General features: G+C 73.3%; 18 protein-coding genes. 7 read left to right on the top strand and 11 right to left on the bottom strand.

The window, feature by feature from the left end:
* Nucleotides 1-62: 62 nt before the first annotated feature.
* Nucleotides 63-551, bottom strand: a complete 489-nt coding sequence (locus tag ACTEI_RS16155; protein ID WP_122978427.1) for a universal stress protein — start codon at nt 549-551, stop codon at nt 63-65.
* Between the two features lie 269 nt (nt 552-820).
* Between ACTEI_RS16155 and ACTEI_RS16150 the strand changes: the two genes are divergently transcribed.
* Nucleotides 821-1,816: an Acg family FMN-binding oxidoreductase gene (locus ACTEI_RS16150; RefSeq protein WP_239082759.1), complete on the top strand. Its 996-nt coding sequence runs from the start codon at nt 821-823 to the stop codon at nt 1,814-1,816.
* Nucleotides 1,817-1,986: 170 nt separating this feature from the next.
* Here the strand turns inward: ACTEI_RS16150 and pflA are convergent, their stop codons facing one another.
* The 5 genes from pflA to ACTEI_RS16120 all read right to left on the bottom strand — a co-directional run bounded on the left by pflA (nt 1,987) and on the right by ACTEI_RS16120 (nt 9,380).
* Nucleotides 1,987-2,808, bottom strand: coding sequence for a pyruvate formate-lyase-activating protein (gene pflA, locus ACTEI_RS16145; protein WP_239082758.1), 822 nt, complete (start codon nt 2,806-2,808; stop codon nt 1,987-1,989).
* A complete protein-coding gene (pflB, locus tag ACTEI_RS16140; RefSeq protein ID WP_122978425.1) occupies nt 2,805-5,066 on the bottom strand; it encodes a formate C-acetyltransferase in 2,262 nt (753 codons plus the stop codon). Before pflB ends, pflA begins: the two co-directional genes overlap by 4 nt.
* 641 nt (nt 5,067-5,707) lie before the next feature.
* Nucleotides 5,708-6,007 carry a hypothetical protein gene (locus ACTEI_RS16130; protein ID WP_145831126.1) on the bottom strand — a complete coding sequence of 100 codons (300 nt, stop codon included), beginning with the start codon at nt 6,005-6,007 and terminating at the stop codon, nt 5,708-5,710.
* A 143-nt stretch (nt 6,008-6,150) separates the two neighbouring features.
* Nucleotides 6,151-8,817: a bifunctional acetaldehyde-CoA/alcohol dehydrogenase gene (gene adhE, locus ACTEI_RS16125; protein ID WP_122978422.1), complete on the bottom strand. Its 2,667-nt coding sequence runs from the start codon at nt 8,815-8,817 to the stop codon at nt 6,151-6,153.
* Between the two features lie 266 nt (nt 8,818-9,083).
* Nucleotides 9,084-9,380, bottom strand: a complete 297-nt coding sequence (locus ACTEI_RS16120) for a hypothetical protein (protein WP_145831127.1) — start codon at nt 9,378-9,380, stop codon at nt 9,084-9,086.
* A 352-nt stretch (nt 9,381-9,732) separates the two neighbouring features.
* Here ACTEI_RS16120 and ACTEI_RS16115 point away from each other — a divergent pair, with 352 nt between their 5' ends.
* The 3 genes from ACTEI_RS16115 to ACTEI_RS16105 all read left to right on the top strand — a co-directional run bounded on the left by ACTEI_RS16115 (nt 9,733) and on the right by ACTEI_RS16105 (nt 15,508).
* A complete protein-coding gene (locus ACTEI_RS16115) occupies nt 9,733-10,671 on the top strand; it encodes a YihY/virulence factor BrkB family protein (RefSeq protein ID WP_122978420.1) in 939 nt (312 codons plus the stop codon).
* 78 nt (nt 10,672-10,749) lie between these two features.
* The gene (locus ACTEI_RS16110; RefSeq protein WP_122978419.1) at nt 10,750-12,384 is read left to right on the top strand and encodes a methyl-accepting chemotaxis protein; all 1,635 of its coding nucleotides are present in this window, start codon (nt 10,750-10,752) and stop codon (nt 12,382-12,384) included.
* Nucleotides 12,385-12,394: 10 nt separating this feature from the next.
* Nucleotides 12,395-15,508, top strand: coding sequence for an ATP-binding protein (locus ACTEI_RS16105; protein WP_122978418.1), 3,114 nt, complete (start codon nt 12,395-12,397; stop codon nt 15,506-15,508).
* On the opposite strand, the gene ACTEI_RS16100 is transcribed toward ACTEI_RS16105, so the two are convergent.
* On the bottom strand, nt 15,491-16,246 hold the full coding sequence (locus ACTEI_RS16100) for a ZIP family metal transporter (RefSeq protein WP_122978417.1): 756 nt from the start codon (nt 16,244-16,246) through the stop codon (nt 15,491-15,493). The two genes, ACTEI_RS16105 and ACTEI_RS16100, sit on opposite strands and share 18 nt — an antisense overlap.
* Before the next feature lie 164 nt (nt 16,247-16,410).
* Here ACTEI_RS16100 and ACTEI_RS16095 point away from each other — a divergent pair, with 164 nt between their 5' ends.
* On the top strand, nt 16,411-16,809 hold the full coding sequence (locus tag ACTEI_RS16095) for a response regulator (protein ID WP_122978416.1): 399 nt from the start codon (nt 16,411-16,413) through the stop codon (nt 16,807-16,809).
* Here ACTEI_RS16095 and ACTEI_RS16090 read toward each other — a convergent pair.
* Complete coding sequence (locus ACTEI_RS16090) at nt 16,776-18,899, bottom strand: sensor histidine kinase (protein WP_164465983.1); 2,124 nt, start codon at nt 18,897-18,899, stop codon at nt 16,776-16,778. The two genes, ACTEI_RS16095 and ACTEI_RS16090, sit on opposite strands and share 34 nt — an antisense overlap.
* Nucleotides 18,900-19,242: 343 nt before the next feature.
* Here ACTEI_RS16090 and glgX point away from each other — a divergent pair, with 343 nt between their 5' ends.
* Nucleotides 19,243-21,354, top strand: a complete 2,112-nt coding sequence (gene glgX, locus ACTEI_RS16085; RefSeq protein ID WP_122978414.1) for a glycogen debranching protein GlgX — start codon at nt 19,243-19,245, stop codon at nt 21,352-21,354.
* 129 nt (nt 21,355-21,483) lie between these two features.
* On the opposite strand, the gene ACTEI_RS16080 is transcribed toward glgX, so the two are convergent.
* Genes ACTEI_RS16080 through ACTEI_RS16070 form a run of 3 tightly spaced genes read right to left on the bottom strand, consistent with a single transcriptional unit; the run spans nt 21,484 to nt 23,943 of the window.
* A complete protein-coding gene (locus ACTEI_RS16080) occupies nt 21,484-21,777 on the bottom strand; it encodes a hypothetical protein (protein WP_122978413.1) in 294 nt (97 codons plus the stop codon).
* Nucleotides 21,778-21,825: 48 nt separating this feature from the next.
* Nucleotides 21,826-23,145 (bottom strand): protein O-GlcNAcase, encoded by a 1,320-nt coding sequence (locus ACTEI_RS16075; RefSeq protein WP_164465982.1) that lies wholly within the window; start codon nt 23,143-23,145, stop codon nt 21,826-21,828.
* 57 nt (nt 23,146-23,202) lie between these two features.
* Entirely contained in the window at nt 23,203-23,943 is a 741-nt protein-coding gene (locus ACTEI_RS16070) for a GAF domain-containing protein (protein ID WP_122978411.1), read from the bottom strand.
* Nucleotides 23,944-24,297: 354 nt separating this feature from the next.
* On the opposite strand from ACTEI_RS16070, the gene ACTEI_RS16065 reads away from it, so the two are divergent.
* Nucleotides 24,298-25,671: an ABC transporter substrate-binding protein gene (locus ACTEI_RS16065; protein ID WP_122978410.1), complete on the top strand. Its 1,374-nt coding sequence runs from the start codon at nt 24,298-24,300 to the stop codon at nt 25,669-25,671.
* The last annotated feature ends 3 nt before the right edge of the window (nt 25,672-25,674 follow it).

Here is a 25,674-nt window from a genome sequence, read left to right as displayed (position 1 = left end):
CAACCGCGCCGGGGCCGCGGCGCGGATGCCGTCCGGTCGGTCGGGGAACCCCGGGAACCGGGTCAGGGTTGCGGCTCGCGGGCGGCCGGCACGACCACGGCCAGCGGGCAGGCGGTGTGGCCGGCCAGGGCGCGGGCCGTGTCGCCCAGCGGCCGCTTGTCGCTCGCGCCGCTGCTCGACGCGGAGACCACCAGCAGCGCGGCGTCGCGGCTGACCGCGGTGAGCGCGGCCACCGGGTCGTCGTGCAGGATCGCCCGCTCCGCTCCCGCCGCCTCGGCGGCCGGCAGGCAGTCGTACAACAGTGAGGACAGCAGCAGGTCCACCTCCGGCAATCGCTCGTCACCGCTCCAGGCGTGCGCCACGCGCAGACAGACACCCAGCTCACGGGCGCGCGCCGCGGCATAGGAGAGCACCGCGGCGGCGCTGTCGTCCGCGTCGACCGCGGCCACGACGAACGATCCCCCGGCGCCGCCGCGCCTCTCCGGGTCGTACATGACAACCTCGCTGCCGGCATCCGGTGCATCGATCACGCTCTGCAGCATCATGGTCATCGCTTCCCTTCGTACACTTTCGGGTGACGACGGTCACATCACTGTTATCACGGTCAGTCTTCAACCGGTCAGCGTTCCGTAGCAGGGCCGGAAGTCCCGAACCCGGTCAAGAGCGCTGAAAAGATCGGCCTGCGCTCCCGAATACCCAGTTCAGGCGGTTGTCACAGCGAAAGCCTCGGGTCTGCGGGTCCAACGCCCCTCTCCGCGCTCCCCACCGTCACCAAATACTGAACGCGACAGGGCGGTGACGAAGCCGGAAGGTGATGACCGTGAACTCCAGCACACAGGGCGAGAAGGTCGCGGCACCGGCACGTGCGGTGCTGGAAAGCTGCGTCCGGGCCGCGACGGCGGCGCCGTCGCTGCACAACAGCCAGCCGTGGCTGTTCCGGATCGGGGCCGACAGCGTGGAGGTGTACGCCGACCAGAGCCGGCGGCTCGACGTGCTCGACCCGGCCGGTCGGGAGCTCATGATCAGCGTCGGCGCCGCCGTCCTCACCCTCCGGCTGAGCCTGCGCGCCGCCGGTCACCTGCCACATCTGGAGGTCTTCCCCGACCCGCAACAGCCGGAGCTGGCCGCCCGGGTCACCTGCGCCGGACCGGCCACGGTCACGGCGGCCGTCGAGCGGCTGGCCGCCGCGATCGGACACCGGCACACCAACCGGTACCCGTTCTCCCGTGCCGCCGTGCCCGCCGACGCGATCGAGCACATGATCGACGCCGCCGCCACCGAACACGCGCGGCTGACCCTGGCCAACCCGGTCAGCCGGAACGCGATCATCGCGCTGTCCCAGGCCGCCGGGCGGCGACAGCGCGCCACCGGCGGCTACCGGGCGGAACTGGCCCGCTGGACCACCCACCGGATCCCGCGCCGCGACGGTGTCCCGCCGTCGGTGATCGGGCCGTGGGACGCCATGGAGATGCTGCCGCTGCGCGACTTCGGCCTGCTGCAGCCGCAGCTGAGCCGGCCCACCGAGGCGTTCGAGCCGTACCCGAGCGTCATGGTGCTCGCCACCCGGGGCGACGACCGCGCCGCCTGGCTGGCCGCCGGGCAGGCCCTGCAGCGGGTGCTGCTCACCGCGACCTGGCTGAACCTGGCCACCACCCCGATCAGCCAGGCGGTCGAGGTGCCGGGCATCCGCGAGCAGCTCACCGACACCGGCGCGGGGCTCTGGGCGCAGATCATCCTGCGGGTCGGGTACGGCCGGCCGGCCACGGCCACCCCGCGCCGCCGGCTCGAAGAGGTGCTGCTGCCCTCCGGCGAGTGAGCGCCGGAGCCGGGGCTGGTCGCACCCGAGCCGGGCCCGACCTCGGCCGGGCCGGACCAGGGCCGGCCGCGACCGGGCTGCCCGCGGGGCGGGTCAGGCCGCGCTTCGGAGACGCCGAGCGGCCCACCGGCATCCGCCGGTGGGCCGCTCGGCCGGGCCGTCACCCGGCTCTAGGACGTGGTGACCCGCAGACCCCGCTCGGCGAAGTGCGCCGCCGCGGCGGCCAGCTGCCCGGCGTCCGGCGGGACGGTGTCCGGCAGCGGGTAGCGCATCCCGAGCTCCTGGTACTTGACCACGCCGAGGCGGTGGTAGCCGAGGATGTCGACCTGCTCCACCACACCGCCGCGGTCCACGCTGCCCCAGCGGGCGGCGAGGTCGGCGACACCGGCGATGTTGGCCGGGTCGTCGGTGAGGCCGGGCACCAGCACGAACCGCACCCGCATCCGGTTGCCACGCGCGGCGAGCCGGTCACCGAACGCGATGGTCGGGTGCAGCGCCACGCCGGTGACCTTCCGGTACGTGTTCGCATCCGAGCTCTTCACGTCCAGCAGCACCAGGTCGGTGTCGTCGAGCAGCTGGTCGGTGGCCCGGGCGCCGAGGAACCCGGCGGTGTCCAGGGCGGTGTGCATGCCCTCCTGCTTGCAGCGGCGCAGGTACGCCTCGACGAAGTGGTGCTGCAGCAGCGGCTCCCCGCCGGAGACGGTCACCCCGCCCCCGGCCGCCTTGATGAACGGCTTGAACGACGTCATCTTGGCGACCAGGTCGTCCACCGTGATGTGCTGACCGTTACGCCCCTCCCAGGTGTCCGGGTTGTGGCAGTACAGGCAGCGCAGGTGGCACCCGGCGAAGAAGGTCACGAACCGGGTGCCCGGCCCGTCGGCGGCGGTCACCACGTCCCACGAGTGCACCGAGCCGATCAGCTCACCGGCCGGCCCGGAGTGCGCCCCGACCGGGGTGATACCCAGGTCGGGGCGGTGCAGGGTGCCGGTCACAGGGCACCGTGGAAGGTGCGTGAGATGACGTCCAACTGCTGCTCGCGGGTCAGCCGGACGAAGTTGACCGCGTATCCGGAGACCCGGATGGTCAGCTGCGGGTAGTTCTCCGGGTGCGCCATCGCGTCCTCCAGGGTGGACCGGTTGAGCACGTTGACGTTCATGTGGAAGCCGCCGGTGGCGGTGTAGCCGTCCAGCACGCCCACCAGGTTACGGACCTGCTCGTCCCGGGTGTTGCCGAGGCCGTTCGGGGTGACCGTGGTGGTCAGCGAGATGCCGTCCTGGGCGTGCTCGTAGGGCAGCTTCGCCACCGACAGCGCCGCGGCGACCATCCCGTGCTTGTCCCGGCCGTTCATCGGGTTGGCGCCCGGGGCGAACGGCTGACCGGCGCGCCGGCCGTCCGGGGTGTTGCCGGTGTGCTTGCCGTAGACGACGTTCGAGGTGATGGTGAGCACCGACTGGGTGTGCACCGCGCCCCGGTAGGTCGGGTGCTTGCGGATCTTGGCCATGAACGACTCGACCAGCTCCACGGCGATCGCGTCGGCACGGTCGTCGTTGTTGCCGTACGTCGGGAACTCGCCCTCGACGGTGTAGTCGACGACCAGGCCACGCTCGTCGCGGACCGGCCGTACGGTGGCGTTCTTGATCGCCGAGAGCGAGTCGGCCGCCACCGAGAGACCGGCGATGCCGCACGCCAGGGTGCGCAGGATGTCCGTGTCGTGCAGGGCCATCTCGATGCGCTCGTAGGCGTACTTGTCGTGCATGTAGTGGATGATGTTGAGCGCGTTGACGTAGGTGGCGGCGAGCCACTCCATCATCGTGTCGAAGCGCTCGGCCACCTGCGCGTAGTCCAGCACGTCACCGGTCAGCGGCGGCAGCTGCGGGCCGACCTGCGCGCCGGACACCTCGTCGCGACCACCGTTGATCGCGTACAGCAGGGTCTTGGCGAGGTTCACCCGGGCGCCGAAGAACTGCATCTGCTTGCCGACCTCCATGGCCGAGACGCAGCAGGCGATCGCCGTGTCGTCGCCGTAGCGGGGGCGCATCAGCTCGTCGGACTCGTACTGGATGGCGCTGGTGTCGATGGAGACCTGCGCGCAGAAGTCCTTGAAGCCCTGCGGCAGCTCGGGCGACCAGAAGACGGTCAGGTTCGGCTCCGGCGCGGGGCCGAGGTTGTAGAGCGTCTGCAGGTAGCGGAAGCTGGTGCGGGTCACCAGCGGGCGGCCGTCGGCGCCGATGCCGCCGATCGACTCGGTCACCCAGGTCGGGTCGCCGGAGAACAGCTCGTCGTACTCGGGCGTGCGCAGGAACCGCACGATCCGCAGCTTGATCACGAAGTCGTCGACCAGCTCCTGGGCCTGCTCCTCGGTGAGGCGGCCCTCGGCGATGTCGCGCTCCAGGTAGATGTCGATGAACGAGGAGGTGCGGCCCAGCGACATCGCGGCGCCGTTCTGCTCCTTCACCGCGGCCAGGTAGGCGAAGTACAGCCACTGGATGGCCTCGCGGCCGGTGGCGGCCGGGGCGGAGATGTCGTAGCCGTAGGAGGCGGCCATCTCCTTGAGCTCGGTCAGCGCGCGGATCTGCTCGGAGAGCTCCTCGCGGCGGCGGATGACCTCCTCGGTCATCGCCATGTTCGCGCAGGCGTCCCGGTCGGCCTTCTTCGCCTCGATCAGCCGGTCGACGCCGTAGAGGGCGACCCGGCGGTAGTCGCCGATGATCCGGCCGCGGCCGTACGCGTCCGGCAGGCCGGTGATGATGTGCGACTTGCGGGCGGCCAGCACGTCCTTGGGGTAGGCGTCGAACACGCCGGCGTTGTGGGTCTTGCGGTACTTGGTGAAGATCTCCGCCACGGCGGGGTCCGGCGCGTACCCGTACGCCTTGAGGCTGTTCTCCACCATCCGCCAGCCGCCGTTCGGGATGATCGCGCGGCGCAGCGGCGCGTCGGTCTGCAGGCCGACGATCAGCTCGTTGGCCTGGTCGATGAAGCCGGGCTTGTGGCTGGTGATGGTGGACGGGGTGATCGCGTCGACGTCGTAGATTCCGCGCTCGCGCTCGGCCGGGAACATCGCGGTCAGCGTGCGCCAGATGCCCTGGGTGCGCTCCGTCGGGCCGGCCAGGAACGACGCGTCGCCGGTGTACGGCGCGTAGTTGGCCTGGATGAAGTCACGCACCTCGACGCCGGCGCGCCAAGCGTCCCCGCTGAAGCCGCGCCACGGGTCGAGGCCGGTGGCGGTCGCGTCCAGAACGGTTGCGCTCATGTCGATCTCCCAGAGTCGTGATCTGTCCGGCCGGGCTCGTGTGCCCAGCCCTTCGCCGATGCGGTGCGGAGGGCGACCGTCGTCACCCGCCCGCCGGCTGATTGTTCGGTCCGCATCAACCGGGCCTGAGCCCAAGTCCAGGATGGTCCGCGACCGGTTCCGCGATCAGGTGCAATGGCACCGGGGGTCCGGGACCTTCGGCCCCACCCGGGGTCCGCGCGGGCCCGGCGGATCGCCGCCCACCAGCGCGTTGTCGCGTCGCGGCCGGACGGCCCGGTGGCGCCGTGCGACGCAGATCACGCTGGTCACGGAGGGGGCGCCGCCGCGGGTCCGGTTCCGCCCCGCCGGCGCGGGACCGTCCGGGTCGCCGCGCGGCCGGATCGCCGGCCGGGATGTGCTTCTCCCGGTGATGCAGGCCACACGGCCTGTCCGGTCCGGGACGGTCGCCCGGCGGCCGGGCACGGCCACATCCCGGCGGGCGCCGGCGCGGTCGGGGGTCGCCGGCGGCCGGACGGCCGCCGGTGCGGTCAGACACGGTCGCCGGCGGCCGGACGGCCGCCGGTGCGGTCAGACACGGTCGGTGGCGGCCGGACGGCCGCCGGTGCGGCAAGGGCCGTGACAGCCGGACGGCCGCGGTGCGGTCAGGCGGCGTCGGTGGCGGCCGGCTCGGCGGTGACCACGGCGGCGCGGTACGTCCGGGCCCACTCCGTGATGAAGTCGTCCGGCTCGGCCGGTGGTGAACCGGCCAGCACGGCGGTGAGCGCGTCGCGCAGGTGGCGAACCGCGACCGCGGTCATCGGCACGCTCAGCCCGGCATGGTCGCCGACCTGCAGGGCGTACGGGTGCACCGCGCTGCCGGTCGCCTCGACCCGCACGGACGGGCGCCCCGGCTGCTGCCCCGGCACGTGCCGGGCGGGCGGGGTGACGGCTGGCTGGGTCATGGCGGCCTCCCGGCGTCGACGGTCCTCGGTGTGACGACCCATCGTCACGGCCGCCGGGTGCGCCGCCGGTGCGGGCCGGGGGCCGCCGGGTGGCACGGCGACCGGCCCGCGCGGCGCCGCGCGGGCCGGCATGTCCCGGCGGGTCAGTCCCGCGGGGCCGCGCCGCCGGGGCCGTAGTAGGCGGCGCGCATCAGCTGCTGCATGTCGTCGAGCATCGGCATCCTCGGGTTGGCCGGCGCGCACTGGTCCTCGTACGCGTTGAGCGCCTGCTGCGGCAGCGCGGTGAGGAAGGCCCTCTCGTCCACGCCGATCTGGGCGAACGACGACTCGATCCCGACCGCGGTCCGCAGCCGCTCGACCGCCTCGGCCAGCGCGTGCACCGCTTCGGCCGGGTTGCCCGCCGGCAGGCCGAGCATGGCGGCGATCTCGGTGAACCGCTGCGGGGCCCGGTAGCTCTCGTACTTGGGCCAGCCGGACAGCTTCGACGGGTTGCTGCCGTTGTAGCGGATCACATGCGGCAGCAGCACCGCGTTGGTACGGCCGTGTGCGATGTGGAAGGTGGCGCCCAGGGTGTGCGACATGGCGTGCACGATGCCGAGGAAGGCGCTGCCGAACGCCATCCCGGCGATGGTGCCGGCGTTGTGCATCCGCTCCCGGGCGTCCGGGTCGCCGTGCACCACCGACTGCTCCAGGTTCGTGAAGATCAGCCGGATGGCGTGCAGGGCGAGGCCGTCGGTGAAATCGTTGGCGTAGACCGAGACGTACGCCTCGATCGCGTGGGTGAGCGCGTCGAAGCCGCTGTCCGCGGCGATCCCCCGCGGCATGCTCGCGGTCAGCGCCGGGTCGACGATGGCGACCGTCGGTGTCAGCGCGTAGTCGGCCAGCGGGTACTTCTTGCCGGTCCGGTGATCGGTGATGACCGCGAACGGGGTCACCTCCGCGCCGGTGCCGGAGGTCGTCGGCACGCACACCAGCCGGGCCTTCTCCCCCAGCGTCGGGAAGGCGAACGCGCGTTTGCGGATGTCGAAGAACTTCTCCCGCATGTCGTCGAAGTTGATGTCCGGGTGCTCGTACTTGAGCCACATCACCTTGGCGGCGTCCATGGCCGATCCGCCGCCCAGCGCGATGATCGTGTCCGGCCGGAACGAGCGCATCAGGTCCGCGCCGCGGTCGACCGTGGTGATCCGCGGCTCCGGCTCCACGTCGTCGATGATCTGCAGGGCCACCTGTTCGGGGCGCGCCTGCAGGACCCGGTTGACCCGGTCGACGAAACCCAGCCGGGTCATCGTGGCGTCGGTGACCACGGTGACCCGCCGCACGTCCGGCATGTCCCGCAGGTAGCGGATGGCGTACGGCTCGAAGTAGATCTTCGACGGGACCTTGAACCACTGCATGTTGTTGGTCCGCCGGCCGATCCGCTTGATGTTGATCAGGTTGATCGCCGAGACGTTGTTGGACACCGAGTTACGCCCGTAACTGCCGCAGCCGAGGGTCAGCGACGGCACGAACGCGTTGTACATGTCGCCGATACCGCCCTGCGAGGCCGGCGAGTTCCAGAGCACCCGGACCGCCTTGACCCGCTTGCCGAACTCGACCACCAGATCGCGGTCCTCGGTGTGGATCGCCGCGCTGTGCCCCAGCCCGTGGAACTCCACCATCTCGGTGGCGACGCGCAGCCCCTCATCGCGCGAGCGGACCCGCAGCACGGCCAGCACCGGGCACAACTTCTCCCGGGTCAGCGGCTCGTTCGGGCCCACCTCACCGACCTCGGCGATGATGATCGACGTCTTCGGCGGCACGGTGAAGCCGGCCTTCTCGGCGATCCAGGCCGGCGACCGGCCGACCACGTCCGGGTTGAGCTTCGCGCCGCTGCAGGCGGTCCCGTACGCTTGTGCGCCGAAGATCAGCTCTTCGAGCATCCGCTTCTCGTCGGCGGAGACGACGTACGCGTGCAGGTCCCGGAAACCCTGCAGGGCCGCCTCGTAGATCTCGTCGTCGATGACCGCGGCCTGCTCGGAGGCGCAGATCATCCCGTTGTCGAACGACTTCGACAGCACGATGTCGTTGACCGCGCGGTCGAGCTTGGCGCTGGCCTCGATGTAGGCGGGCACGTTGCCGGCGCCCACGCCGAGCGCCGGTTTGCCCGCCGAGTACGCCGCCTGGACCATGTTGTTGCCCCCGGTCGCCAGGATCGTGGCGATCCCCGGGTGACGCATCAGGGCGGTGGTCGCCTCCACCGACGGGTGCTCGATCCACTGGATGCAGTTCTCCGGCGCGCCCGCCGAGATCGCCGCGTCCCGCACGATCCGCGCCGCCTCCACGCTGCAGCGCTGCGCCGCCGGGTGGAACGCGAACACGATCGGGTTGCGGGTCTTGAGCGCCAGCAGCGCCTTGAAGATCGCCGTCGAGGTCGGGTTGGTGACCGGGGTGATGCCGGCGACCACCCCCACCGGATCGGCGATCTCGGTGATCCCGTTGATGTCGTCCTGACTGATCACACCGACCGTGCGCAGGGTGGCCATGCTGTGCGTGACGTGCTCGCACGCGAAGATGTTCTTGACGGCCTTGTCCTCGAAGACGCCGCGTCCGGTCTCCTCCACGGCCAGCTTCGCCAGCGCGGCGTGCCGGTCCAGGGCCGCGACCGAGGCCTTCTTGACGATGTGATCGATCTTCTCCTGGTCGTACGCCTCGTAGTCGACGAGCGCCTTCAACCCCGCGGTCACCAGGGCATCCACCATGATCGACACTTCGGATGGGGTGTGCGGGGCGGGGCCGGACGACGTTGCGGGGCTGGCCTGGACTGCGGTCATGGTGGGCCACCTTCAACGGTCATGGCGACAGCCGCTCGCGGAGCGCCAGCTGCGCCGACGGGTCTGCGGGCTGCTCGGACGGTCGGCTGCGCGATGAGGGCGGAACCGCCGGCAGTCTCTTTCGTTCGAGGATGTCCCTCAGCGGACGGCACGACCGGCGTATCGACGGATACGAAGATGAGGCCGCCGCCCCGAGGTGGCGGGAGGCTCCGATCCGAGCCGGGTCACCGCCCCGATCCCGCGGACCGTATCGGCGCCCGGCCGGGTCACCGCCCCGGCGGCGCGGGCCGCACCGGCACCGGACGCCGGGCTGGCGGGCGGCGGTGGTCCCGAGCGCGGGCGCGGGGGCGTACCGGCGTGGACACCGGGCCGACCAGGCCCGGCAGCAGCCGCCGACGGACCTCGTCGAGCACCAGCTCCAGCTCGTCGAGCCGCGCGCCCATCACCGCCACCTGCACCCCGGACATGCCGCACGCCTCCAGGCAGCGCAGCACCTGCCGGATCATGGTCGACTGGCAGACCAGCCGCTGAACGGCGACCCACACCTCCAGATCGGTGCGCACGTCCGCCACCGTACCCACTCGCCGCCGCGCACACCGCCGGAACAGCGCAGACCCAGCGAGGCCACGGCCCGCCCCGCGGCGCCCCCGCCCGACCAGCGACCCACCCGGCCCAGGAACCCGGCCCCGGACACCCCCGGCCCGCAGCTGTCATGCCGGCGCGGCGAGGCGCACTGCCGTGCAGGCCGACGAAGGGACGCTGCCGGGCGGGCCCGGGGTGAGTGCGGCGGATCCCGTGAGCCGCGCCGGGTGGACCGCCACCGGCGCGGTCACCCGCCCGGGTGCGAGGTGAGGGCGGGCCCCCTCCTGGGTAGCAGGAACACGTGCACACCGTCGCCCGGGCCGGGGAGGTTCCATGAGCGATCCCGAGGCCCCGCCGCGGACACCCGCCGAGCTCGACCGGCACGCCTGGTGGAACACCGCGAAACGTACCGTCCGCGAGTTCGACCGGGACAACCTGAGCGACTGGGCCGCCGCGCTCACGTACTACGGCGTGCTGTCGGTCTTCCCGGGACTGCTGCTGCTCGCCTCGGTCCTGGGCATGGCCGGTCAGTCCACCACCCAGCCGCTGCTGGACAATCTGTCCGGCATCGCGCCCGGCGCGGTGCAGCGGATCCTCACCGACAGCCTGATCGGCCTGCAGGACGTCTCCGGCGCCGGGCTGGCGATCGTCAGCCTGGCCGGCGCGTTGTGGACCGCCTCCGGCTACGTCGGGGCGTTCATGCGAGCCTCCAACATCATCTACGACGTGCCGGAGGGCCGGCCGCTCTGGAAGACGCTGCCGATCCGGATCGGCGTCACCGTCCTGGTCGGCGCGCTGCTGGCGGCGAGCACGCTGATCGTGGTGTTCACCGGCGCGCTCGCCGACCGGGTCGGGCGTGCCCTCGGCGCCGCCGACACCGCCATCACCGCCTGGTCGATCGCCAAATGGCCGGTGCTGGTCCTGCTGGTCGGGGCGGTGTTCGACCTGCTGTACTGGGCGGCGCCGAACGCCCGGCAGGCCGGCTTCACCTGGATCAGCCCGGGCGGGGTGATCGCGGTGCTGCTGTGGATCGCCGCCTCGGTCGGGTTCGCCGTTTACGCCGCGAACTTCGGCTCGTACGACAAGACGTACGGCACGCTCGGCGGGGTCATCGTCTTCCTGGTCTGGCTGTGGATCTCCAACATCGCGATCCTGCTCGGCGCCGAACTGGATGCCGAGCTGCACCGCGCGCGGGCCATCGCGGCCGGTCATCCGGCGGACGAGGAGCCGTACATGCCGCTGCGCGACACCGGCGCCCTCGACGGCGACTGACGTTCGCCGTCCGGCTCAGCCGCCGCCACCACGTGCCGAACGGGATGGTGCGGGACGCCGATCGAGGGGATTCACCGGGTGCGTGAGTCGAGTACTACTGCCACACCACCAGCCAGGACGGCCGCCGGTCGATGGTTCGCCGACCTGAGCGTCAACGCGAAGTTCCTCAGCGCGGTGCTGCTTGCCGCGGTGGTCGCGGTGGCCGTGACGGTGCTGAGCGTCAGCGCGCTGCGGCACGCGAACGGCACCTCGCAGCAGATCTACGGCAGCAATCTGGCCAGCGTGGAGGCGCTGGGCAACGTGCGGGCGGCGATCCTGCAGACCCGGCTGACCATCGCCAACAACGCGATCTCGCAGGACCAGGCGACCAAGGCGCGGTACCTGGAGACCCTCGCGGACAACGAGGCGGTCGTCGAGGACGCGTTCGCCGCCTACCGGGGCAGCCGGCCGGCCGTGCCACCCGAGGCGATCGACGAGCTGTACGCCGACTTCCGGCAGCTGCTGCAGATCGCTGAGACCAAGCTGATCCCGGCGAGCGCCCGCAACGACATCGAGGGCTGGCAGCGGATCCGCGACGCGGAGATCACCCCGCTGATGACCGAGGCGATGCGGGACATCACCGACATGACCGAGGCGGAGGGCGCCGACGCCGCGCGCACCGCCGCCTCGGCCGACTCGGCCTACCGCTCCGCCCGCACCACCTCGATCGTCATGCTGGTCGCCGGTCTGCTGCTGGCGCTCGGGCTGGCCGCGCTGATCTCCCGCCGCGTCGTCGGCTCGCTGAACCGGGTCCGGTCGGTGTGCGAGAGCCTCGCCGGCGGCGACCTCACCCACACCACCGGGCTGACCAGCCGCGACGAGCCGGGCCGGATGGGCCGTGCACTGGACACCGCGGTGGCGAGCCTGCGCGGCACCGTCGCCACGATCGGACAGTCGGCCACCACCCTGGCCGGGGCGTCCAAGCAGCTGTCGGCGGTCAGCTCCCAGCTGCAGTCGGGCGCCGCCGACGCCGCCGCGCAGGCCAGCGCCGCGTCGCAGGGCTCGGAGCACGTCAACACGGGCGTGATGACGATCGCCGCCGGCGCCGAGGAGATGAGCGCCTCGATCACCGAGATCGCGAACAACGCGGGACAGGCGGCCCAGGTCGCGCAGCAGGCCATGGCGGTCGCGCGGCGCACCACCGAGCAGGTCGCGCAGCTCGGCGCGGCCAGCGCGGAGATCGGCGACGTGGTACGCCTGATCACCAGCATCGCCGAGCAGACCAACCTGCTGGCGCTCAACGCCACCATCGAGGCCGCCCGGGCCGGGGAACTCGGCAAGGGTTTCGCCGTGGTGGCCGGCGAGGTCAAGGAGCTGGCCCAGCAGACCGCCCAGGCCACCGACGAGATCACCACACGGATCGAGGCGATCCAGGGCTCCAGCGGCACCGCGGCGCAGGCGATCGGTGAGATCACCGAGGTCATCCAGCAGATCAGCGATTACACCACCACGATCGCCTCGGCGGTCGAGGAGCAGACCGCGACCACCGCGGAGATGAGCCGCTCGGTGGCCGACACCGCCACGACCAGTGGCGAGGTGGCCGGCACGGTGTCCGGCGTGGCCGCGGTGGCCACCGCGACCGCCCAGGGCGCCGACACCACGCAGCACGCCGCCGCGGACCTGACCCGCCTGTCCGACGAGCTGACCGACCTGGTCAAACGTTTCCGCCATTGAGGGCAGCCCCGTGAGTACCCGCTCGCCGGCGGCCCGGACCCTCGGCTTCACCGTCCTGTACCTGATGGCCACCTATGCCGGCCGTCTCACCGTCATGGACCAGAACAATCTGAGCCTGGTGTGGCCGGCCGCCGGGGTCTCGGCGGTCTGGGCGCTGGCGCAGTACACGTCCCGGTGGCGCGCCCTGGACGCCCTGGCGCTGGCCGCGGTGACCATGGCGGTGAACCTGGCGACCGGCGCGCCGCTCACGCTGGCGGCCTGGTTCGTGGTGGCGAATCTGGTCCAGGCCGGACTGTTCGCATACCTGGTCCGCCGCTGGTTGCCGGAGCTGTGGGGGGCCGGCGGCGATCAGCCGTTGGCCCGGGTGCACCAGCTCGGGCCGCTGGCGGCGGCGGCGCTGCTGAGCGTCGGGTGCGGCACGCTGCTGGGCCCGACCGGGTTGTGGGCGGTCAGCGGCGTCTACTCGTGGCCCGCGGTGGCGGTGTGGTTGACCCGCAACACGGTGAGCATCCTGCTGATCGGGGTGGCCGGCCTCCGTGTCGGCCACCTGGTCGCCGTGCAACTGCGCGGTGTCTCCCGGGCCGACCTGCGGGACCGCCTCTCGGCCGTCCGACCCGCCCGGAAGCTGGAGTACCTGGCGGTGGTCGTGCTGTCGGTGATCGCCTATCTCGCGGTGTTCGGCGTGAACCGGACGCTGCCGCTAGCGTTCACCGTGATCGGCATGACGGTCTGGGCCGGCACGCGGCTGCACACGGCGTTCGTGGTCCTGCACGACCTGGTGTTCGGCTCGGTCGCGGTGCTGTTCACCCTGCACGGCGACGGGGTGTTCGCGCAGATCGGGTCGTATCCCGCCCGGGCGCTGGTGGCGCAGGTGTTCGTCGGGATGCTCGCGGTGACCGGGCTGGCTCTCGCGCTCAGCCGCGACGAGCGGGTCGCGCTGGTTCACGATCTGCGCGGCGCGCAGCGGGCCGCGGCGGCACAGGCCAAGCTGATGAACACCATCGTCGACTCGATGAGCGAGGGGCTCACCGTCGTCGACGAGCAGGGCCGGCTGCTGCTGCGCAACCCGGCCGTGCGGGAGCTGGTCGGCGGGGATCTCGGCCGGGCCGACCGGATGGCCGGCGGCCCGGAGAACTACGGCCTGATGCGCCCGGACGGTTCGCCGTTGCCGGCGGAGGAGATGCCGTACCGGCGGGCGCTGGCCGGGCGCGATGTCCGGGACATGGACGTCCTGATCCGCAGTCCCGGGCTGACGGACGCCCGGGTGCTGAGCGTGAGCTCGCGGGCGCTGCCCGCCGACCTGAACGGCGCCCGGTGCGCCGTGACCGTCTTCCGCGACGTCACCGCCGAACGCCGCCACCGCGGCGAGCTGGCGTCCTTCGCCGGCGTCGTGGCGCACGACCTGCTCAACCCACTGACCACCGTGGAGGGTTGGACCGAGGCGCTGGCCGAGACCTTCGGCGACTCGGCGCATCCCGACGCGGCCGAGGCACGCGACGGGCTGACCCGGATCGGCCGGGCCGCCGCCCGGATGCGTGACCTGATCAACGACCTGCTCGCGTACACCACCGCCCGTGACGCCACCGTGGCCCCGGCCATGCTGGACCTGCGCGAAATCGCCGCGGACATCGCCACCGCGCGCATCGACCAGGCGCAGAGCAGCGGGCGGCCGGCGCCGGTGTTCCGGATCGGCGACCTGCATCCGGTGTACGCCGATCCGGTGCTGATCCGGCAGCTGCTGGACAACCTGATCAGCAACGCCGTCAAGTACATCGCCCCCGGTGTCACCCCGCACCTGCGGATCGGCACCTCGGTCGCGGCCGGCCTGGTCACCGTCACCATCGACGACAACGGCATCGGCATCCCCGCCGGGCAGCACGGCAGCATCTTCGACAACTTCCACCGCGCGCACGCGGGCGCCGGGTACACCGGCACCGGTCTCGGGCTCGGCATCTGCAAGCGCATCGTCGAACGCCACGGCGGCACGATCACCGCCGGCGACAACCCGGACGGCGCCGGGTCCCGGTTCACCTTCACCCTGCCCGCCGACGCCAGCAGCGCCCCGGCGGCGGAGCCGGCCGGGCCGGAGTCGCCGGGCGGCGCCGCCGAGCCCGCCGCGCCACGGGCGGAGTTCCCGGAGGCGGACGGCCCGGAGGCGGACGGCCCGGAGGCGGCGGCGCTGCCCACGGCCGGGACCTTCGAACGGGCGGCCCGGCTGGTGCTGGACTACCTGCACGAGCAGATGCCGCTGGCGTTCTGGGCGGTCACCCGGGTGGAGAACGGCCGGCAGACGTTCCTGTATCTGGACCCCGACAACGGCTACGGCCTGCGCCAGGGGCAGAGCCACGCCTGGGAGGACAGCTACTGCATGCACATGGCGGCCGGACGGGCGCCGGCCGTCGCCCGGGACGCCCGGTCGGTGCCGGTCTACGCCGCCGCCGGCGTCAACGACCGGCTCGACATCGGCACCTACGCCGGCGCCCCGATCGCCGAGCCCGACGGCTCGCTGTTCGGCGCCATCTGCGGCCTGGACCCGCAGGCACACACCGGTGACCCGCGGATGGCCGGCGCCGAGTCGCTGCTCACCCTGCTGGGGCGGCTGCTCACCATCGCGCTGGCCGCCGACCGTGCCCAGTACGAGTCGGTCACCACGCGGCTGCGCGAGCACCTGGTCGCCAACACCGACGAGCTCACCGGCCTGCCGAACCGGCGTGCCTGGGACCGGGCCGTCGCCGAGGCGGAGTCACGGCACCGGCGGCTGGCCGACCCGACCGTGGTCGCCGTGCTGGGGCTGGACCCGGTCCGTGCCGGTGACCCCGTCCAGCTGCGGACGGTCGCCGACACCGTGCGGGCGGCCGTGCGCCGCACCGACATCCTGGCCCGGCTCGACGACGACGAGTTCGGCCTGCTGCTCAACGGCTGCGACCGGGCCGACGCCGAGCTCACGCTGGGCCGCCTGCACCTGGAGCTGGCCGACGCGGGCGCCCCGGTGTCGATCGGCTGGGCGTGCGTCACCGCGGAACGGGGTCTTGCGGCCGCGCTCGCCCAGGCCCACGCGGGGATGGCGGCCGCCGCGGGCCGGCGCCAGCGGCCGGCCGCGCCGATCTCAACCGCCGGCTCGTGAGAGGCCGAAGGCCACCAGGAAGCCGGCGACCGTGACCAGGCCGATGAGCAGGTGCGCGTTCTCGAACGCCTCGGGGATCATGGTGTCGGCGACCATGGCGAGGATGGCGCCCGCGGCCAGGGCCGTGATGGCGGCCAGCGCGGCCGCCGGAGCCCCGCCGAGCAGGGTGTACCCGGCCAGCGCGGCCAGGCCGCTGACCACGGCGATCGCCGTCCACAACCCGAACACGTAGCGGGGGCCACGGCCGGCGTTGCGCATCCCGGCGGCGCTGGACAGCCCCTCCGGGACGTTGCTGATGAACACGGCGGCCACGGTCACCGCGCCGACCCCGCCACCGCCGAGCAGGCTCGCGCCGATCACGATCGACTCCGGGATGCCGTCGAGCAGCGCGCCCAGGGCGATCGCCGAGCCGGAGCCGGACTGCTCCTGCTCGGACGGCTGCTGCCGGCCGGAGCGTTTGCGGTGCCGGGCCCCGTGCCGCGCCAGCAGCACGTTGCAGCCGGTGTAGGCGACCGCCCCGGTCACGGCGCCGAGGACGGTGGGCACCATCCCGGCGCGCTCCTCGGCCTCGGCGATCAGGTCGAACGCGACGGCGGACAGCAGGACGCCGGCGCCGAAGCCCATCACCGCGGCCACCACGTGCCGCGGGACCCGGACGGCATAGCCGAGCGCCGCTCCGATTAGCAGGGCCGAACCGGCCAGCGATCCCCAACCGGCGGCCTGCAGCCAGAGTGGCACCGGGTCCTCCTGTTCGTCGACGTCGATGGGCGCAGGTCGGATTGCCCCACCGCTCCCCCGGCGAAACAGCTCCGGTGGCGCGGCGGCTTCTCTACCCTGGAGGGGGTGTCGGCCCGCCGGCCCGAACCTCCGAGGACACCGCCGCTGAAGAACGGTTCCCCCGCATGACCCTTCTGGTGCTCGCCGAGGACGACGACGACATCCGGGTGCTCGCCGCGCGCATCCTGCGCCGGGCCGGGTTCACGGTGATCGAGGCGGTCGACGGCGCCGAGGCGCTCACCGCCGTCCACCAGCACCGGCCGACCGCGGTGGTCAGCGACATCGACATGCCGCGGATGTCCGGCGTCGAGCTGTGCATGGCGCTGCGCGGCGACCCGGCGACCGAGGACCTGCCGGTGGTCTTCGTCAGCGGCAGCCTCACCCCGGGTGACACCCGGCCCGCGCAGGCCGGCGCCACGGCGGTGCTGTTGAAGCCGTTCCTACCGGCCGACCTGGTGGCCTGCGTGGAGAAGACCCTGCACGGCGGGCATCACGACGGCGCGGAGCCGGCGGTGTGTCCCTGACCCGCCGGGCGGTCCGGGAGCGCGCCGGCCGGGAGCCGCACGGTGATCCGGGTGCCCGGCCCCGGGGCGGGCAGCAGCCGGATGCTGCCGTGGTGCGCCTCGACGACGGCCCGGCTGACCGCCAGCCCGAGCCCGTTGCCCGGGATCCGGTGCTGGCGGGTGTGCTCGGAGCGGTAGAAGCGCTCGAACAGCCGATCCTGCTCGGCGGCCGGGATCCCGACGCCGGTGTCCGCGACGGTCAGCTCCACGGCGGCCGGGTCCGGGCGCTCCAGCAGCACCGTCACCAGGCCCGTGCCGAAGGTGTGCTTGACGGCGTTGCCGATCAGCTCGTCGACGACCTGCCGCAGCCGGCCGGCGTCGCCGGGCACGACGGCATCGGCGCGCAGGTCGAGAGCCACGGTCACCCCGGCCGCGGTGGCGACCGGCTGCACCGCGGCGACGGCCGCGCGCACCGTCGCGGTCAGGTCCACCGGTTCCCGCGCCATCCTCGCGTGCCCGCTGTCGAGCGCGGCGAGATCCAGCAGTTGATCGACGATGGCGCGCAGGCTGGCGCTGTTGCGGCTGAGCACGTCCAGCATCCCGGGCAGCTCGTCGACGACGCTGGCGGGATCGGATTCGCGCAGCAGTTCGACGTACGCGCTGATCGAGGTCAGCGGGGTGCGCATCTCGTGGCCGATCAGGGCGAGGTACTCCTGTTTGCTGTGCGTCAGCGCCAGGCTGAGCTCGTCGGCGCGGCGGCGCTCCACGAACTCGGCGATGTGCGCGCCGACGCCGGCCAGCAGGTCGATCAGCGGGTCGGCGGGGTCGTCGACCGCGCCGGCGCCGAACGACAGCACCGCGAGGACCCGGTCGCCCGAGGTGGCGGGGACGGCCAGGCTGGTGCGTAGCGGCGTGGCCGGGGACCCGGGTGTCTCACCGGCCCACACCGGCCGGCCGGTCCGCCAGGCGGCGCCGGTGACGGCGTCGTGCGGGCCGGGCTCGCCGGGCGGATCGCCGGCCGTCCCGGGGGCCCGGTAGCGGGCCGCCGGCACGAGCGTGTCGGCGTCCTGGTCGACCAACCAGAGTTCCGCGTACGGCCACCCGAAGCCCTCGCAGACCGCGGCGAGCACCTGGGGGCCGGCCTGCCGCACACTGTCGGCGTGCGCGAGCACCTCGGTGACGGCGCGGTCCACGTCCCGGAACCGCTCGGCGCGCCGACGCTCGGTGACGTCGTGCACGGTGAGCACCGCGCCCAGCCGCCGGCCGTCGGCGCCCAGGATCGGCTCGGCGTCCGAGCTGGTCGTACGGGTCGGTCGCCCCGGGGTGGTGATCAGGATGCCGGCGTCGCGCACGCTCTCGCCGCGCAGCGCGCGCAGCAGCGGCAGGTCGTCGGGTTCCAGCGGCCGGCCCGCGACGTCGGTCAGCGGGCCGCCGCGCCGGGCCCACTCCCGCACCGAGGTGCCGACGAGGGTGGTGCCCATCAGCCGCCGGATCGACTCGTTGTCGAACACCAGCCGGCCGTGTTCGTCGCAGGCGGCCACCCCGATCCGCATGCTCTGCAGCAACGTGTCGAGGTAGCGGCGCTGGGTGTCGGCGCGCTGCTGCTCGGCGACGAACACGGCGTACGCCCGCGCGGCCTCGTCCACCGCGGCCAGCTCGCGTGGGGACCACTGCCGCGGCCGGTAGTCCACCACGGTGCACACCCCGGCGATCTGCTGCCGGTCGCCGCGGATCGGGAAGCCGACGTACGCGCGGACGCCGAGTTCCAGGGCCGGGGCGTAACGCGGCACCCGCGGGTCCTCGGCGATGTCCGCGCTGATGATCGGGTGCTGGTGCATCAGGACGAGCCCGGCGAGCGTGGACCTGGCCGGCGGGTGCCCGACCCGCGCCCAGCCGGCCGGCACCCCGGCCGCGCCGGTCAGCGTCAGCCGCTCGCCGTCCTCGGTGCGGTGGACCAGCGCGGTGGGCGCGCCCGCCACCCGGGCCAGCACCGCCGCGAAGCTGCTGGCGGTCCGCTCCGCCGGGCCGTCCGGCGCGAACGGGGCGCGGTACCCCGCGTCGCCGGGTCCGGCCGCGTCCGGAACCGGGGCGGGCAGCCCCCTGACTTCCACCCCTTGAGTGGACCACCGCCGACCGCGTCCAGCCGCGGTTTTCCCGGCTTTGCCGCGATCGGGCGAGGCCGCCGCCGGCAGGCCCGAAATGGTGGTCGCCCCTGAAGAGACGGAGCCCACCCGATGATCGACCCGACATCGCCGTCCGCCTCACCCGGCCCGGCCGTGACCTGGCCGCGGCCGAGCGCTTCTCCGTCGACGGCTGTCCGGCCGCCTGGTCCAACGCCGGGTGAGCCGAGCCGCCGGGGGATTCACCGGGTTCGCCGGTACTCGCCGGTGTGATCGCCGAGGATCGGGGTAACCGGCGGACCCCCGCCCGCGAGCTCGAGGAACGGAATGTGACATGAGGATCTGGCCGGGGAATCCGTACCCGCTGGGCGCGACCTACGACGGCGGCGGCACCAACTTCGCGATCTTCTCGGAGGTCGCCGAGCGGGTGGAGCTGTGCCTGTTCGACGACGAGGGCAACGAGACCCGGGTCGATCTGCCGGAGCGCGAGGCGCTGGTCTGGCACGGCTACCTGCCGCGGATCGTCCCGGGCCAGCGGTACGGCTTCCGCGTGCACGGCCCGTACGACCCGGCGCGGGGGCTGCGCTGCAACCCGGGCAAGCTGCTGCTGGATCCGTACGCGGGTGCGGTCGACGGGCGCATCCGGTGGGACGAGGCGCTGTTCTCGTACCACTTCGACGATCCGGACGTCTTCAACGACACGGACTCGGCGCCGTTCGCGCCGAGGTCCGTGGTGATCAACCCGTTCTTCGACTGGGGCAACGACCGGCCGTTGCGGATCCCGTTCCACCGGACGGTGATCTACGAGGCGCACGTCAAGGGCATGACGGCCACCCATCCGGATGTCCCGGAGGACGTCCGTGGCACCTACTCCGGGCTGGCCCACCCGGTGATGATCCGGTATCTGCGGCGGCTCGGCGTCACGGCCGTGGAGCTCATGCCGGTGCACCAGTTCGTGCACGACAGCGGTCTGGTCGAGCGGGGGCTGCGCAACTACTGGGGTTACAACACGATCGGTTTCTTCGCCCCGCACAACGACTACTCGTCGTTCGGCGGCGCGGGCGGGCAGGTGCAGGAGTTCAAGTCGATGGTCAAGGCCCTGCACCAGGCCGGTATCGAGGTCATCCTGGACGTGGTCTACAACCACACCGCCGAGGGCAACCACCTCGGGCCGACGCTGTCGTTCCGGGGCATCGACAATCCGGCCTACTACCGGCTGGTCGAGGAGGACCGGCAGTACTACTACGACACCACCGGCACCGGTAACAGCCTGAACGTGCGCCACCACGAGTCGCTGCGGCTGATCATGGACTCGTTGCGGTACTGGGTGACCGAGATGCACGTCGACGGGTTCCGGTTCGACCTGGCCGCGGCGCTGGCCCGGGAGTTCCACGAGGTGGACCGGCTGGCCGCGTTCTTCGACCTGGTGAATCAGGATCCGGTGGTGTCGCAGGTGAAGCTGATCGCCGAGCCGTGGGACGTCGGCGACGGCGGGTACCAGGTGGGCGGCTTCCCGCCGAACTGGACGGAGTGGAACGGCAAGTACCGCGACTGCGTGCGGGACTTCTGGCGCGGCGACCACTCCGGGCTGGGCGAGTTCGCGTCCCGGTTCACCGGCAGCTCCGACCTGTACCAGGACGACGGGCGCCGGCCGATCGCGTCGATCAACTTCGTCACCGCGCACGACGGGTTCACCCTGCACGACCTGGTGTCGTACAACGACAAGCACAACGAGGCCAACGGCGAGGACAACCGCGACGGGGAGAGCCACAACCGCTCGTGGAACTGCGGCGTCGAGGGGCCCACCGACGATCCCGAGATCCTCAAACTGCGCGAGCGGCAGAAGCGCAACTTCCTGGCCACGCTGCTGCTCAGCCAGGGCGTGCCGATGATCGCGCACGGCGACGAGCTGGGCCGCACCCAGGGCGGCAACAACAACGTGTACGCGCAGGACAACGAGCTGAGCTGGATGGACTGGAAGGACGCCCGCCAGCACGACGTCCTGACCATGTTCACCGGGAACCTGACCCGGCTGCGGGCCGAGCACCCGATCTTCCGGCGCCGCCGGTTCTTCACCAGCGAGCCGGCCGGCGAGGCGGGGCTGCCCGGGATCGCCTGGCTGCGCCACGACGGCGAGTCGATGACCGAAGCCGACTGGGTCGCGGAGAACGCTCGTACGCTCGTGGTGTTCCTCAACGGCGACGGCATCCGGGAGTCCGACGCGCTCGGCGAGCGGATCACCGACGACTCGTTCCTGCTGCTCTTCAACGGGTCGGCGCAGCCGGTGGAGTTCGCCCTGCCGGATCCGGCGTACGGGCAGGCGTGGGAGATCGTGGTGGACACCGCCGACCCGCTGCTCGCGGCGACCGGTGAGGCGGCGCTCAAAGCGCGCGAGAGCCTGACCGCGATCGGTCACAGCGTGACGGTCCTGCGCCGGCGCTACTGAGATTCCTCACCGTTTCCGCCGGCCGGTTCTCCGAGGGCCGTCCCCTGAGGGGCCGCCCGCAGCCGGTTCGCGGCCGGACCGCGGGCCGCCCGGCGCGGGTGGCGGTAGCGGCCCGGCCCGCTCGGCCGGTCAGGGTCGCGGCGACGTCCGGGTCCACGAGCGCTCGCCGCGCCGGCTGGTCGCCGCGACACAGCGGGGACAGACGTACCGGACCTGATCCTCGGCGGTGATCGTGTCGGTCGCCCGGAAGTCGAACGGCACGTGCGGGAACCGTCGCAACCGGGTGCGGCTCAACGCCAGGCCGCACAGTGTCTGGTTGAGACCCGGGGTCCATGCGTGCACCTCGCCGCCCGGCTGCCGGATGCCGTCCTCGCCGACCCACTCACTGGATGCCGCCACCGAGGCGGCGCGTGCCTTCGCCATGACCGGGGCGTTCCCCGTCCGGCCCGGGATACACCACCGGTACGCGCCTCAGCCCGCGCACCGGCGCAGCACCTCCCGGACGAACGGCGGGACGACCGGCCGCAGCACGTCGGCCCAGTGCTCCTCGGCGGCGGCCAGTGCCGCGCGGGCGGCGCCGGGGTCGCGCGACGTGCCGGTCAGCAGCCGCGCCGCCGCGAGACCGGCGTCGGCCATCGCCGCGCCGGCGGCCAGCCACGGCCGCAGCGGTGCGATCAGGTCGGCCGGCCGGGTGGCGGCACGGCAGCCGCGGGCCAGCTCCGCCAGCCGGGCGCTCAGCGCGGCGCGGGCGCCCGGATCGCCGGCGAGCGCGGCGTCGGCCGTGCGCGCGAGCTGCGCGTCCGGCACGGCGCTCGGCGGCCATGAGCTGCTGACCCGCACCAGCGGCGCCAGGTCGTCCGCGCCGGCCCCGGCCACCAGCGGCAGCGCGCGGGCTGCCGAGCGGGCCGGGTCGTATCCGGCCGGGTCGGCGGCCCAGTCGGCGACCGACACCAGCGGGATCCGGGACGGTACGGCCAGCGGCATCGGGTTCGCCAGCACCCCGACCAGCGCGGAGCCACCCACGTCCGGGGTGCGGCCGGTGAGCGGGCCGAGGAACAGTCGCCGCGGCGCGAAGTCGTTGACCGGGAAGTTGTCCCACAGCACGAGGCGGCGCCGGTACGCGGCGGCCGCCCGGTCGATCTCGTCGCGGGTGACCGAGCCGACCACCACGTCCCGGCCGGTCCAGGCGATCAGCGCGTCGGGCGGGGCGGTGCGGGCGAACTCGCGGCGGTACGGCGTCTCCCGCGTGCCCGCGTAGTCGGTGGGGCAGACCAGCAGCGACCGGCGCAGCCCGCGGGCGGCGAGGAAGCCGGTGACGAACCGGGTGCAGGCCACGCCGTGCGCGGCCCCGGCGCCACCCGCGCCCGGCCAGCGGGCGACGTCCTCCGGCCGGGTCAGCTCGGCCGGCACGTCGTCGAAGAAGAGCGCGAACTGCTCGACGCCGGCGCCGGCGAGCTGACCGGCCTTGCCCGCCAGCGCGCGGTGATCGGCCTCGCCGGCGAAACCCATGTCCAGGCCGGGACTGATCGCGTACACGAACCGGACGCCGAGCCGGCGCGCGGCGGTGGCCAGTTCGCGCAGCTGGGCGAGCTCGGCCGCCGGGTACGGCTCGCGCCAGCGCAGCCGGTGGTGCGCGTCGCCCTTGGGCGCGTAGACGTAGGTGTCGAGTCCGACCCGGGCGGAGAACTCCAGGTGGGCCAGCCGCTGGGCGGGTGACCACGGCGGGCCGTAGAAGCCCTCGACGGTTCCCCGGATCGCCAGCGCGGCGCGCGGCAGCTCTCGTCCGGTCACCCCGCGATTCTCATCGCGCACCGGCGCCGCCGTCCATCGCGGAGCCCGCCCGGCCGGTCACCGCCGGGGATCGGGATCGCTCTCCCGGATGACCGTGGTCGCCGCGTCGAACAGCGAGGTCCCGGCGTCGGCGGCACGCAACCGCAGCGTGGCGTAGGCGCGGTCGGGCAGCCCCTCCCGCCGGGCGATGACGCCCAGCGCGCGCTGGATGACGGCCCGGACGGCGAACGCCTCGGTCAGCCCGGTGGCCAGTTCGGCCCCGCCCGCGTCCAGCCGCGGCAGGTCGGGGCCGGCGGGCACGGCCGGGTCGTAGGCCGCCCACACCGCGGCGGTCAGGGCGGACATCATGGCGGAGTCGTGGCCGTAGAGGTTGAGCGCGGCGATCGGCTCCCCGCGCCCGGCGAACAGTGGGACGGACAACGACGTGTGCAGCCCGAGGCGGTAGGCGGTCTCGCGGAAGCCGGGCCAGCGCATCGTCGCGGCGATGTCCGGCACGCCCAGCGGGGTGGCCGAGTCGATGGCCTCCAGGCACGGGCCGGCCCGCTCGGCGTACTGCGCCTCGTCGACGGCGACCGCGATGTCGTTGCTGGCCGCGACGGTGGTGTAGGCGCCGTCGTGCCGGACGGTCACCGACGCGTAGCGCACCGCGGCGATCCGCTGGGCGCACAGCCGGCCGATCGCGATCAGCTGGTCGTCGACGCCGGAGTGGTCGTCCGGGGTGCCGGCGAGGGTGGCCAGCGCGGCGCTCAGTTCGCCGCGGTGCTGCGGGAGGCGTGGTGTCGGCCGATGCTGCGCCATTGCCGGGCCTCCCGCCTGGTCGTCATGCCGAGTCTGCCGGGATACCCGCCGCCGCCCGGATTCATGCCGGGCGGGCGCAGAGCATCCGGGTGGGTGAGCGCGGGCGCCGCGCGGGCCGGGTCCCCGGACCGGTCCGGCCACGAGGGGCATCGTTTCCCCGCCACCGGACCCCTCGTTGATCCCCCGGGGACGGCGCCCGCGGCCGCGCCGACCGCCCGCCGGCACGCTCGCCTTGTGCGCCACCACAGACTTCGATAACTTTCGATGTCCGGATCCCCTCGCCGCCTCCGGCCGGCGGGACGGCCCGGACAGCACCGGTGCGGCGAGCGCTCCCGCCGCCGAAGGGAGGCCATCATGGGAAAGGCACGAGCGGCCGGGCTGGCCGCCGGCGTCGCCCTCGCCGTCGCCGTCACCGGCGGCACGGCGGCCTGTGAGTCCGGCGCCGACGGCCCCGGCGCCCCGGCCGCCGACTTCAGCGCCGCGGCCGGCGGCACACTGCGCGCCTGGGCGTTCGACAACGCGGACGACGTCGGCACGGCCCGCCTGGACTACGCCGCCGCCCGGCTGCCCGGGCTGACCGTCGAGACCGACCGGACCGGGTTCGACGCGCAGAAGTTCACCACCCGGCTGGCCGGTGGCGACGTGCCCGACGTGGTGCAGATGGACCGCGAGTACGTGGGCACGTACGCCGCCCAGGGCCTGATCATGCCGGTGGACCGGTGCTTCGCGGCACACCGGGTGGACCCCCGGCAACGCTGGTATCCCAACGTCGTGGCCGACGTGACGTACCGGGACCGGATCTGGGCGGTGCCGCAGTTCTACCAGCCACCGGCGATCATCCTGAACCGGACGGTGCTGGACGCGGCCGGCGTGCGGGCCGAGGAGATCGACACGTCGAAGCCGGACACGCTGCTGGCCGCCATCGCCAGGATGTACCGTGCCAGCGACGGCGTGCCCAGCACGCTCGGCTTCAACCCGCAGGCCACCGGGCAGCTCTACCTGTGGTTCGTCGGGCAGGGCGGGCGGCTGGTCGGCGACGGCGGCGTGCCGACGCTGGACGACCCGGCCAACGTCTACCCGCTGGAGCTGCTCAAGCGGATCGTCGACGCGCAGGGCGGCTTCGCCCGGTACAAGAGCTTCACCGACTCGTTCGACGTGTTCGGTGAGCACAACCAGTTCGTCCGCAACCAGGTGGGCGCCGAGATCGACGCGCAGTGGTACGCGAACGTGCTGTCCCCGGCCAAGGACCGGGTACGGCTGGCCGCGGCGCCGTTCCGGGGCCGCGACGGCCGGCCGGTCGCCGTGGCCTTCGGCGGCTCGTTCGTGATCCCGGCGAAGTCGAAGAACCCGAGCGCCGCCTGCCGGTGGGCGCTGGCGCTGACCGAGGACGGCGCGTGGCAGGCGGCGGCCCGGGCCCGGGCCGCCACCCGGGCGAAGGACCGGGCCGTCTACACCGGCCTGTTCACCGGATCGCCCGGCCCGGACCGGTCGATCCGCGAGCAGTACGTCAAGCCCAGCGGCAACGCCGGCTTCGACCAGGTGGTCCGCACCTACTACGACGTGCTCGCCGCCGGTCGCAGCGCCGGCGCCTCACCCGCCGGGCAGCCGCTCAAGCAGGAGCTGACCAGCGCTGTCACCGCGGCGCTGCTGGGACAGAAGAGCCCGCGGGCGGCGCTCGCCGACGCGCAGACGGCGGCCGTGGCCGCGTACCGGACGATCGCCGGCTGACGC

It is taken from the genome of Actinoplanes teichomyceticus ATCC 31121 (assembly GCF_003711105.1).
Taxonomy (GTDB): Bacteria; Actinomycetota; Actinomycetes; order Mycobacteriales; family Micromonosporaceae; genus Actinoplanes; species Actinoplanes teichomyceticus.
The sequence above is the reverse complement of the archived record's forward strand: the minus strand, read 5'-3'. Positions and strand labels throughout refer to the sequence as shown.

What these genes read in the sequence shown, in the direction of transcription:
- ACTEI_RS16155 (WP_122978427.1), bottom strand. Translation starts at nt 551, where the DNA reads ATGACCATGATGCTGCAGAGCGTGATCGATGCACCGGATGCCGGCAGC.
- pflB (WP_122978425.1), bottom strand. Translation starts at nt 5,066, where the DNA reads ATGAGCGCAACCGTTCTGGACGCGACCGCCACCGGCCTCGACCCGTGG.
- ACTEI_RS16130 (WP_145831126.1), bottom strand. Translation starts at nt 6,007, where the DNA reads ATGACCCAGCCAGCCGTCACCCCGCCCGCCCGGCACGTGCCGGGGCAG.
- adhE (WP_122978422.1), bottom strand. Translation starts at nt 8,817, where the DNA reads ATGACCGCAGTCCAGGCCAGCCCCGCAACGTCGTCCGGCCCCGCCCCG.
- ACTEI_RS16115 (WP_122978420.1), top strand. Translation starts at nt 9,733, where the DNA reads ATGAGCGATCCCGAGGCCCCGCCGCGGACACCCGCCGAGCTCGACCGG.
- ACTEI_RS16095 (WP_122978416.1), top strand. Translation starts at nt 16,411, where the DNA reads ATGACCCTTCTGGTGCTCGCCGAGGACGACGACGACATCCGGGTGCTC.
- glgX (WP_122978414.1), top strand. Translation starts at nt 19,243, where the DNA reads ATGAGGATCTGGCCGGGGAATCCGTACCCGCTGGGCGCGACCTACGAC.
- ACTEI_RS16080 (WP_122978413.1), bottom strand. Translation starts at nt 21,777, where the DNA reads ATGGCGAAGGCACGCGCCGCCTCGGTGGCGGCATCCAGTGAGTGGGTC.
- ACTEI_RS16070 (WP_122978411.1), bottom strand. Translation starts at nt 23,943, where the DNA reads ATGGCGCAGCATCGGCCGACACCACGCCTCCCGCAGCACCGCGGCGAA.
- ACTEI_RS16065 (WP_122978410.1), top strand. Translation starts at nt 24,298, where the DNA reads ATGGGAAAGGCACGAGCGGCCGGGCTGGCCGCCGGCGTCGCCCTCGCC.